This is a genomic window from Nocardiopsis sp. SBT366 (assembly GCF_001083815.1).
Taxonomy (GTDB): Bacteria; Actinomycetota; Actinomycetes; order Streptosporangiales; family Streptosporangiaceae; genus Nocardiopsis; species Nocardiopsis prasina.
Genome location: NZ_LAVM01000032.1, coordinates 50,880 through 60,241 on the forward strand (window position 1 = coordinate 50,880; position 9,362 = coordinate 60,241).

The 9,362-nt window shown below is 70.9% G+C and carries 9 protein-coding genes; 5 read left to right on the forward strand and 4 right to left on the reverse strand.

Going from position 1 to position 9,362, the window contains the following annotated elements; all coding sequences use genetic code 11:
• Nucleotides 1-24: 24 nt before the first annotated feature.
• Entirely contained in the window at nt 25-912 is an 888-nt protein-coding gene (gene tesB / locus ADX84_RS12030) for an acyl-CoA thioesterase II (RefSeq protein ID WP_049572260.1), read from the reverse strand.
• Nucleotides 905-3,010, reverse strand: a complete 2,106-nt coding sequence (locus ADX84_RS12035) for an ATP-dependent DNA helicase UvrD2 (protein WP_049572263.1) — start codon at nt 3,008-3,010, stop codon at nt 905-907. Before ADX84_RS12035 ends, tesB begins: the two co-directional genes overlap by 8 nt.
• A 269-nt stretch (nt 3,011-3,279) precedes the next feature.
• Between ADX84_RS12035 and ADX84_RS12040 the strand changes: the two genes are divergently transcribed.
• Both ADX84_RS12040 and ADX84_RS12045 read left to right on the forward strand, forming a co-directional pair.
• A complete protein-coding gene (locus tag ADX84_RS12040; protein ID WP_017542395.1) occupies nt 3,280-3,570 on the forward strand; it encodes a mycoredoxin in 291 nt (96 codons plus the stop codon).
• 141 nt (nt 3,571-3,711) lie between these two features.
• Nucleotides 3,712-4,170: an ANTAR domain-containing response regulator gene (locus ADX84_RS12045; protein WP_049572295.1), complete on the forward strand. Its 459-nt coding sequence runs from the start codon at nt 3,712-3,714 to the stop codon at nt 4,168-4,170.
• A 176-nt stretch (nt 4,171-4,346) separates the two neighbouring features.
• Here the strand turns inward: ADX84_RS12045 and nudC are convergent, their stop codons facing one another.
• Nucleotides 4,347-5,297 carry an NAD(+) diphosphatase gene (gene nudC, locus ADX84_RS12050; RefSeq protein ID WP_049572266.1) on the reverse strand — a complete coding sequence of 317 codons (951 nt, stop codon included), beginning with the start codon at nt 5,295-5,297 and terminating at the stop codon, nt 4,347-4,349.
• A 139-nt stretch (nt 5,298-5,436) separates the two neighbouring features.
• Nucleotides 5,437-6,819 (reverse strand): dipeptidase, encoded by a 1,383-nt coding sequence (locus ADX84_RS12055; protein WP_049572267.1) that lies wholly within the window; start codon nt 6,817-6,819, stop codon nt 5,437-5,439.
• Nucleotides 6,820-6,932: 113 nt separating this feature from the next.
• On the opposite strand from ADX84_RS12055, the gene ADX84_RS12060 reads away from it, so the two are divergent.
• From ADX84_RS12060 to ADX84_RS12070, 3 genes are all read left to right on the forward strand, one after another.
• Entirely contained in the window at nt 6,933-7,313 is a 381-nt protein-coding gene (locus ADX84_RS12060) for a helix-turn-helix transcriptional regulator (protein WP_049572270.1), read from the forward strand.
• 47 nt (nt 7,314-7,360) lie between these two features.
• Entirely contained in the window at nt 7,361-7,843 is a 483-nt protein-coding gene (locus ADX84_RS12065; protein ID WP_049572273.1) for an SRPBCC domain-containing protein, read from the forward strand.
• Nucleotides 7,844-8,078: 235 nt separating this feature from the next.
• On the forward strand, nt 8,079-8,615 hold the full coding sequence (locus ADX84_RS12070) for an EF-hand domain-containing protein (RefSeq protein ID WP_049572277.1): 537 nt from the start codon (nt 8,079-8,081) through the stop codon (nt 8,613-8,615).
• Nucleotides 8,616-9,362: the final 747 nt, after the last annotated feature.

A 9,362-nucleotide genomic window follows, 5' to 3' on the forward strand; every position in this document is an offset into this window, starting at 1 on the left:
CTCCCGGGCCCTTCGCGAACTCCCCTAGGACCAGCCCTCCGCGTCCACGACGCGGATCATGCCCTCCTGCACAACGGAGCAGACGAGTTGTCCGTCACGGGTGTAGACGAGGCCGCGCGCCAGCCCACGAGCGCCCTGGGCTGTCGGTGACTCCTGTGCGTACAGGAGCCACTCGTCGGCGCGGAACGGCCGGTGGAACCACATCGCGTGGTCGAGGCTGGCCATGGCTATGCCCGCGAACGACCTGCCGTGCCGCAGCAGCACCGTGTCCAGCAGGGTCATGTCCGAGGCGTACGTCATGAGGCACACCTGGGTGAGGCGGTCGTCCGGCAGTTCGCCGTCCACCTTGAACCACACCGGGTTGCTGGCCGTGCGCAGGTCGGGGTCGCGTTCGGCCTCGAACGACATCGCACCCACCGGACGCGTCTCGATGGGGTGCCACTGCACGAAGTTGGGCACCTTCCCGAACGCCTCGCGCAGCCGCTCCCGGGTGCTGAGCAGGTCCTCCGGCGGCGGCACGTCCGGCATGGGGATCTGGTGGTCGAGCCCGGGCTCCTCCTTGTGGAAGGAGGCCGAGAGCGTGAAGATCGGCTTGCCGTGCTGGACGGCCACGACCCGGCGGGTGGTGAACGAACGCCCGTCGCGGACCCGGTCGACCTCGTACACGATCGGCACGGTGGGGTCGCCGGGCCGTATGAAGTAGGCGTGCAGGGAGTGCACGTACCGTTCGGCGGGCACCGTCCGCCCCGCCGCCACGAGCGCCTGACCGGCGACCAGACCGCCGAAGACCCGCTGCGGTCCCTCCGCGGGGCTGATCCCCCGGAAGATGTTGACCTCGATCCGCTCCAGATCAAGGACCCTCAGCAGGTCGGCCAGCGACTGGCCCCTGAGTTCGGCGTCGTGTTCACTCATCCTCGTCCTCTCCGTCCCCGGCCTCCCCCGCCGGTTCCCTCCCCGCGACCAGCGCGAGCACCGCCTCACCGTAGCGGTCCAGCTTGGTCGGACCCACCCCGGACACCGCCGTGAGCTGGGAAACGCTGGAGGGCTCCTGCTCGGCGATGGCCAGGAGGGTGGCGTCGGTGAAGATCACGTAGGCGGGCACCTTCTGCTCCTGGCTGGTGTGCTTGCGCCAGTCACGCAGCCGCTCCAGGAGTGCCTCGTCGTAGGTGGAGGGGCAGTCGAGGCAGCGGCCCAGCTTGCGTTCGGTGGCGTCGGAGACCACGTTGGAGCAGACCCGGCAGCGCACCACGCCGCCCTTGCGGCGCTCGCGGCGGTTGGCGGTGGAGGGCGAGGCGGGACGGAGTCCGTCGAGGAACCGGGAGGGCTTGCGGCTCTTGCGGCCGCCCGGGGAGCGCGAGAGCGACCAGGACATGGCCAGGTGTTCGCGGGCGCGGGTGACCCCCACGTAGAAGAGCCTGCGCTCCTCTTCCACCTGTTCGTCGGTCTCGGCGTAGATGATCGGGATCATGCCTTCGGTGAGGCCCACGAGGAAGACGGCGTCCCACTCCAAACCCTTGGCGGAGTGCAGGGAGGCGATGGTCACGCCCTCGAACCCGGGGGCGTGCTCGGTGGCCATACGCGTCTCCAGCTCCTCGACGAACGCGCCCATGGTGGCGGCGCGCCCGTCGGGGCCGGGTTTGGCCGCCATGTCCTCGGCGAGCTGGGCGAGCGCGGACAGCGACTCCCAGCGTTCCCGGGCCTGGCGGCCCTCGGGGGCGCTGTCGGTGAGTCCCATCTGGGAGAGCAGGCTCCGCACCGTCGCGACCAGGGGTTCGGCCACCTCGTCGGCGGCGCCGTGCCGGGCCCCGCGCAGCGTGTGCACGGCCTGCTTGATCTCGGGGCGCTCGAAGAAGCGGGTGGTACCGCGCACCGTGAACGGGACGCCCTCGTCCGCGAGCGCCTGCTCGTAGGAGGCCGACTGGGAGTTGGTGCGCACCAGCACCGCGATCTGGCTGGCCGGGGTGCCGTCCTCCAGCAGGACGCTGATCTTGCGGGCGACCCCGGTGGCCTCGGCCGGCTCGTCGTCGTACTCCTGGTACAGGGGGTCCGGGCCGTCGGGGCGCTGCGCCCGCAGGGTGAGGTGGTTGGCGGAGGTGGTGTCCCTGGCCTGCGCGATGACGTGGTTGGCCACCCGCACCACCTGGGGGGTGGAGCGGTAGTCGCGGACCAGCCGGACGACGGTGGCGTGCGGGTAGCGGTTGGCGAACCCGGTGAGATAGCCGGGGGTGGCCCCCGCGAACGAGTAGATGGTCTGGCTGGGGTCGCCGACCACGCACAGGTCGTCGCGGTCGCCCAGCCAGGCGTCCAGGAGGAGCTTCTGGAGCGGGTTGACGTCCTGGAACTCGTCCACGACGAAGTACCGGTACTGGTCGCGGACCCGCTGGGCGATGGCCGGGTACTCGGTGATCATCCCGGCGGTGAGTTCGAGCATGGACTCGAAGTCGAGGAGGTTGTGCTCACGGCACAGCTCCTCGTAGGCCTCGAAGACCCGGGCGACCTCACCGGTGTTCATCGGGGCCTGCCGCCCTGCCTTGGCCACGGCCTTGTCGTAGTCGCTGGGGCGCACCTGGGTGACCTTCGCCCACTCGATCTCGCTTGCGAGGTCGCGCAGCCCGAGCCGGTCCGGCTGCTGACCCACCGAGTTGGCCGCGCGCGCCACCACGGAGAGCTTGCTGTCGATGAGCTTGGGCTTCTCCCCGCCGATCACCTGCGGCCAGAAGAACCCGAGCTGGCGCAGGGCGGCCGCGTGGAAGGTGCGGGCCTGGACCCGGGGGGCGCCCAGGGAGCGGAGCCGACCGCGCATCTCCCCGGCGGCGCGGGCGGTGAAGGTGACCGCGAGGATCTGTTGTTCGGAGACGACCCCGCTGGCGACGGCGTGCGCGATCCGGTGGGTGATGGCCCGGGTCTTCCCCGTTCCGGCACCGGCGAGGATGCACACGGGTCCGCGCAGGGCGCGCGCCGCCTCGGTCTGTTCCGGGTCCAGTCCCTCCAGGACGCGGTCGGGGTCCATGGTGCTCCTGAATCTGGTTGGGGAGGCTGCGTCCGCCGGGGCGGCTGACTCGCCGTGGGCGCACAGTCTCTCAAGTATCGGTCGTCGCCGGGAGCGGATGGGCCGGGTGCGGGTGTCGGCCGCGGCGCCGATCCCGCGAGCTGCGCGAACAGTCCGGGCCACACATTCCAGAACCAGGAGGCCCTGTGAGGCGTCCCACGTTGTGTCGCACGGTCATGGGAAGCGGCGGGACCCCCTTGGTGTTGGAATGGGCGTACCGATCCCCAAACATGACCGTCGACCAGGAAGACGTGAGCGAGATGACGAGTACGGGCACCGAACGATTCACGATGTACAGCACCCCCTGGTGCGGGTACTGCAAGCGCCTCAAGAGCCAGCTCTCCCGTGAGGGCATCGCGGTGCGCGAGGTGAACATCGAGGAGAATCCGGAGGCCGCGGAGTACGTCATGAAGGTCAACAACGGGAACCAGACGGTCCCCACGGTGGTCTTCAGCGACGAGACCGCGATGACCAACCCGTCGCTCGCTCAGGTGAAGAAGAAGTTGGCCGAGCTGTCCTGAGGACGAACGGCGCGGGCCGCCCTGGTGCGGCCCGCGCGGCGGGACCCCTCCCCCTAGGGGTGGACTCCCCCGAGTTCCGTACGGCGGCGAGGTCGGCACCGTAGCGCGGACGATGACGGGGAGTGTTGAGTGGGGGACGATATGAGGCCTCATGACGTGGCGGTCACCGACACGGTGACCGTCGAAGTGGTGCGACGCACCCCGAACGGGTGGCGCGTTGGCACCGAACAGCACGGGCACGAGGCGCCTGACCTGGTCAGCGCCATGGTCCTGGCGGATCTCCTCACGTCCGAGGCGGGGACCGGGCGTCCTCGCACGCAGGCGCCCGGGCGGGCCCCGGAGGGGGCTTCCGAGGTGGAGCGGCTGCGGCACACGATCACGCAGCTGGAGCACGCGCTGCACTCGCGGGTCGTGGTGGAGCAGGCCATCGGAGTCCTGGCGGAGCGGCACACGATGCCGCCTCGCGAGGCGTTCGAAAGACTGCGCTCCTCTGCCAGGTCGCGTGGCAGGAAGGTCGCCGACCTGGCCCAGGACGTGGTGGACAGCAGCACGAGTCCGCTGACCGTCCTTCCGGACGAGCTGACCACGGGGTCCGGTTGAACTTTTCCGGGTGATTCGGCCCGGGTGGACGGGTCCCGTCGGAGCGGGACCCGAGTGTGTGTGCGGCGGGCGTCCGGCGCGGGGGGACGGACGGCCCGCGGTTCCGGTCGGCTCCGCGGGCGCGGCCTATGGCGCCCGGGGGCCGGTGGGGGCGGTGGCGGTCACGTCCCCGCTGTTCACCAGCCTCCGGGAAGCTCCGCTCCGTACCAGTGCTCGATCAGCGTGCGGGCGATGGACACCCTTCCGGGGAGACTGACCTCCTCCGCGTGCACGGCCTCAGCCAGCGCGGCCCGGCTGAACCAGCGGGTCTCGGCGATCTCGTCGTCGGTGCGCTCGGTCTCGCCCACGGCGCGCGCGGTGTAGCCCATCATGAGGCTGCGCGGGAACGGCCACGGCTGCGAGGACACGTAGCGGGGCGACTCCACGACCACGCCCGCCTCCTCCGCGACCTCGCGGATCACCGCCTGTTCGAGGGACTCCCCGGCGTCCACGAACCCAGCCAGCACGGAGAAGCGCCGGGCGTCCCAGTGGGGGTTGTTGCCGAGCAGGCACTCCTCCTGGCCGTCGCGTTCTCGGTGCACCAGCATGATCACGGCCGGGTCCATGCGGGGGAACTGTTCGGTGCCCTCCTCCTCGCAGACGCGGACGTGTCCCGCCTTCTCGATGCGCGTACGGGAGCCGCATCGGGGGCAGAAGCCGTGGCTGGCGTTCCAGTTGGCGAGGGCGATCGCCCGGGTGAACAGGCCGGTGTCGTGGTCGCTGAGGATCGCGCCGACCTCGCGCAGTGACGCGGGTTCGGCCACGGGGTTGGGCTCCAGCTCCTGGTGGGAGCGCACGGCGAAGTAGGCGCGGTCGCCGTCGCTGCCCAGGAGGTAGCGCTCGCCCGGGGGCGCGTGGTGGGGGTCGGTCAGGACCAGTTCCCGGGTCTGCCCGGTGGTGACCAGAGCGCGGGACTGCTTGGCCATGAGCGCCTGCCAGCCGTAGCTGCCGGGTTCACCGCCCTCCAGCACCAGGACCCGGGTGCGGGCGTCGGCCCAGGCCGCGGCCAGCCAGGCGTCGTCGCCCCGACGGTGTCCGGCGGGGTCGACGGTCGATCGGGCGAGCAGGGGTGTGGCTTCGGTTTCCATGGGACCTTCCGACGTGGTGGTCATCCACCAGGTGTAACGCCTTCCGGGGTCCCGCGCACTCCCGTTGGGCAAACACGCGCGGCCGCCGCCCTGGCTGCGGCGGCCGCGAACGGCGGGCGCGGAACCGCCGCGTACGGGCTCAGGCGTCCCTGGCTGCGCCGAGCTCCTCCCACAGGTACGCGGCGCTCTCGGCGCCCTTCAGCAGGAGGGGCATCTCGACCTTCTCGTTGGGGGCGTGGATACGGTCCTCGTTGAGTCCCACGGCCACGAACACCAGCGGCGCCTCGAGGATGTCGGCGATGTCGGCCTCGGGGCCGCTGCCGCCCTCACGGGTGAAGAGCACCTCCTTGCCGAAGGCGCGTCCCATCGCGGAGCGGGCGGCCTTCAGTGCGGTGGAGGAGAGGTCGGAGGCGCAGGCGCGCACGCCGGGGCCGCCGAACTCCAGCTCGGCGCGGACGCCCTCGGGGGTGGCGTCCTCCACGTAGGCGCGGACGCGGTCCTGGATCTCCAGGGGCTCCTGCCCGGGGACGAGGCGGAAGCTGATCTTGGCGTGGGCGGAGCGGGGGACGATGGTCTTGCCGCCCGCGCCGGTGTGGCCGCCCCACATGCCGTTGATCTCGGCGGTGGGCCGGAGCCAGACGCGCTCCAGGGTGCTGTACCCCTTCTCGCCGCGTGCGGCGGTGGAGGCGGCGGTGGCCAGCCACTCCTGCTCGTCGAAGGGCAGCCGGGCGATGAGTTCGCGTTCCTCGGCGCTTGCCTCGACGACACCGTCGTAGAAGCCGGGGATGGCGACGCGGTTGTCGGCGTCGTGCAGGCCGGAGAGCAGGTCGCTCATGATCTTGAGCGGGTTGGGGACGGCACCGCCGAAGGAGCCGCTGTGGAGGTCGCGCTCGGGGCCGTGCAGGCTGATCTCGACGTCCGTGACACCGCGCATGCCCACACACATGGAGGGGGTGTCCGGGGCCCACATGGTGGTGTCGGAGATGACGGCGACGTCGCAGGCCAGACGCTCGCGGTTGGCCTTCATGAGGTCGGCGAAGTGGACGGAGCCGGACTCCTCCTCGCCCTCGACGAGGAGCTTGATGGTGACCGGCGGGGCCTGTGCGCCGGAGGCGGCGAGTGCCGCGCTCACTCCGAGGGCGTGGAAGAGGACCTGGCCCTTGTCGTCGGAGGCACCGCGCGCGTAGAGGGAGGTCCCGCGTTCGGTGGGGACGAAGGGCTCGGTCTCCCACTCGTCGAGGGGGTCGACCGGCTGCACGTCGTGGTGGCCGTAGACGAGCACGGTGGGGGCGGCCGGGTCGGCGGCCGGCCACTCCGCGAACACGGCGGGCAGGCCGGGGGTCTCCCAGACCTCCACGGTGGGGAACCCGGTGGCGGTGAGGTGGTCGGCCAGCCAGCGCGCCGAGCGGCGCACGTCCTCGTGGTGCTCGGGGTCCGCGGAGATCGAGGGGATCGCCAGCCACTCCTTGAGCGAGGTGAGGAACTCGTCCCGGTGGGCCTCGATGTAGGCGCGTGCGTCCATCAGTCGTCCTTCTCCTAGACGTCGTTGTCAGGTTCGACCTTAGACCTGGACAAACAGGACTTGACCTCGTCACCCCTTGTCGCGGGGGTGGCGGCGATCTAATCTGAAACCACATGGTTGTACAGAGTGCGTCCAACGAGGACGAGCGCGTGGACCTGGTGTTCCACGCCCTGTCGGACACCACTCGCCGCGACATCCTCCACCGCTCGGTGGAGGGGGAGCTGTCGGTGACGCGACTGGCCGAGGACTACCCCATGAGCTTCGCGGCGGTGCAGAAGCACGTCGCGGTGCTGGAGCGGGCCGGACTGGTCAGCAAGCACAGGCGAGGCAGGGAACAGCTCGTCCGCACCGAACCCGACGCCCTGCGCCGGGCCCGCGCGGCCCTCGACCGGATCGAGGAGCTGTGGATCGGGCGCATGGACCGCATGGCCCTGCTGGTCACCGAGGACCCCGGGACGGAGCGCCTCGACGAGGCCGAGGCTCCCGGCGCGTAGAACGCGCACCGGCGAGGCACGGGGAACCATCACGAAGGGATCGACCGATGGCTGTCACCAGTGTTGACAAGGACTTCGAGAACCTGACCCTCACGGTCACCTGCGACCTGCCCTCCAGCGTGGAGCGAACCTGGGAGCTGTGGTCGGACCCGCGCCAGCTGGAGCGCTGGTGGGGGCCGCCGACCTACCCGGCGACGGTGGATCGGCACGAGCTCACGCCCGGGGGCGCCGTCACCTACTTCATGACCGGCCCCGAGGGCGACCAGCACCACGGTTGGTGGCTGATCGAGAGGGTGGACGCTCCGCGTTCGCTGGAGTTCACGGACGGTTTTGGCCAGACGCCGGGCGACCCCGGAGACATGCCGGCTGGCACCATGCGGCTGGACGTCGAGGAGCACGGCGACGGTTCCCGGATGACCCTGCGCACCACGTTCCCGACCCATGAGGCGATGGAGCAGATGCTCAACATGGGCATGGCCGAGGGCATGCAGGAGGCCATGGGCCAGATCGAGTCCGTCCTCGCATCCTGACCGACCGAACCAGAGCAGGAGACGCCCCCGTACCGCGACGTCGGTGCGGGGGCGTTCACTCGTCTCGGCCGGGTTGGCCAGCCCCTGGGGCCACCTGCGGGCTCGGGCTGCGGTTCGCGTGCTTTTGTCCCCCACCAGCGCGAACACCCAGGTGAACAGGGAACCTTTTGCTCCGACCGGCACTCTGAGGTCACGGGGAGGGAGAGGCCCGCCCCCACTCGCACAGGAGGCCCGCGTGAGCAACGACCCGCAGATCGCCGCCAGGTTCGGCGATCTCTTCGACGCACTCGACACCAACGGGGACCAGGCGGTGACCTGGGTCGACTACCAGCGGCTCGTGAACCGGTACCTGTCCGGCTACGGCCTGGAGGGGTCGGAGCCCCAGGCCCTGGCGATCCAGGAGGCGTACGAGTCCCTGTGGGGCATGCTGGTGCGGACCTCCGCCGAGGTGCGCCTGGACCGGGACCAGTTCGTGGCCGCCATGCAGGAGGCGTCGGAGGACCGCAGCCGGTCGAACACGGCCGAGGCCGTCGCGGAGGCCGTCTTCGACCTGCTGGACGGCGACGGCGACGGCACCATCAGCCAGGGCGAGTTCCTTGTGTACGCCAAGGCTCTGGGCGCCCGGGAGGACGACGCCCGTGAGCGGTTCGCGCACGTGGACACCGACGGGGACGGCGTCATGAGCCGTGAGGAGTTCGTGCTGTCGGCCCGGCAGTTCCTGTTCGGCGACGACATCGACTCCCCCGGGGGCTTCGTCTTCGGCGTGGTCTAGTTCGCTGGCGGGAATGTGCCCCGGTCAGGCGAACGACGGCGCTCTGACCTGACCGGGGTACGCGGCGACCGGGGTACGCGGTGTCGCGCGGGGATCCGGGGGGGGGGGGGCCGGGGGATCCGGTGGCGAGGGGATCCGGTGGCGGGGACACCGCGCGATCACTCGTGCTCGACACCGTGATCCGAAGAGGATGGCCTGCCATGGGCCGCATTGCCTGTGGGGTCGAGCGCACGTGAGGGCGGCAGGGCTCTCGGAACTCCCGGTGTCCGTCACGGGAGCGGTCGCTCCGCTTTCCGCCTCTCTGCCCTGGCCCGGCGCGGGCCGTACTCGGAAGCCGGTTCCCCTCTCTTCCACGCCAAGGAGCGGCCCCAGGTCTGTGGTGAGCGGTGGGGCGTGTCACGGCTGGTCCAGGTGGGTGACGAAAGCGGCAGCGAGGGAGGGTGCGCCCCCAGGCCTGCAATGGACGGTGGGGCGTGTCGCGGCTGGTCGAGGTGGGTGACGAAAGCGGCGGCGAGGGAGGGTGCGCCCCCAGGCCTGCAATGGACGGTGGGGCGTGTCGCGGCCGGTCCGTGTCAGCGACGGAAAAGCGGCGGCGAGGGAGGGTGCGGCCCCAGACCTGCGGTGGACGGTGGGGCGTGTCGCGGCCGGTCCAGGTGAGTGACGGAAAAGCGGCAGCGAAGACACAAGTGGGGATTCGCCTAGCACACGAACACGACACCCAACGGGTTATCCACAATGGCCGATCGG

Coding starts and splice junctions, on each gene's coding strand:
- tesB (WP_049572260.1), bottom strand. CDS start 912: ATGAGTGAACACGACGCCGAACTCAGGGGCCAGTCGCTGGCCGACCTG.
- ADX84_RS12035 (WP_049572263.1), bottom strand. CDS start 3,010: ATGGACCCCGACCGCGTCCTGGAGGGACTGGACCCGGAACAGACCGAG.
- ADX84_RS12040 (WP_017542395.1), top strand. CDS start 3,280: ATGACCGTCGACCAGGAAGACGTGAGCGAGATGACGAGTACGGGCACC.
- ADX84_RS12045 (WP_049572295.1), top strand. CDS start 3,712: ATGAGGCCTCATGACGTGGCGGTCACCGACACGGTGACCGTCGAAGTG.
- nudC (WP_049572266.1), bottom strand. CDS start 5,297: ATGGAAACCGAAGCCACACCCCTGCTCGCCCGATCGACCGTCGACCCC.
- ADX84_RS12055 (WP_049572267.1), bottom strand. CDS start 6,819: ATGGACGCACGCGCCTACATCGAGGCCCACCGGGACGAGTTCCTCACC.
- ADX84_RS12060 (WP_049572270.1), top strand. CDS start 6,933: ATGGTTGTACAGAGTGCGTCCAACGAGGACGAGCGCGTGGACCTGGTG.
- ADX84_RS12065 (WP_049572273.1), top strand. CDS start 7,361: ATGGCTGTCACCAGTGTTGACAAGGACTTCGAGAACCTGACCCTCACG.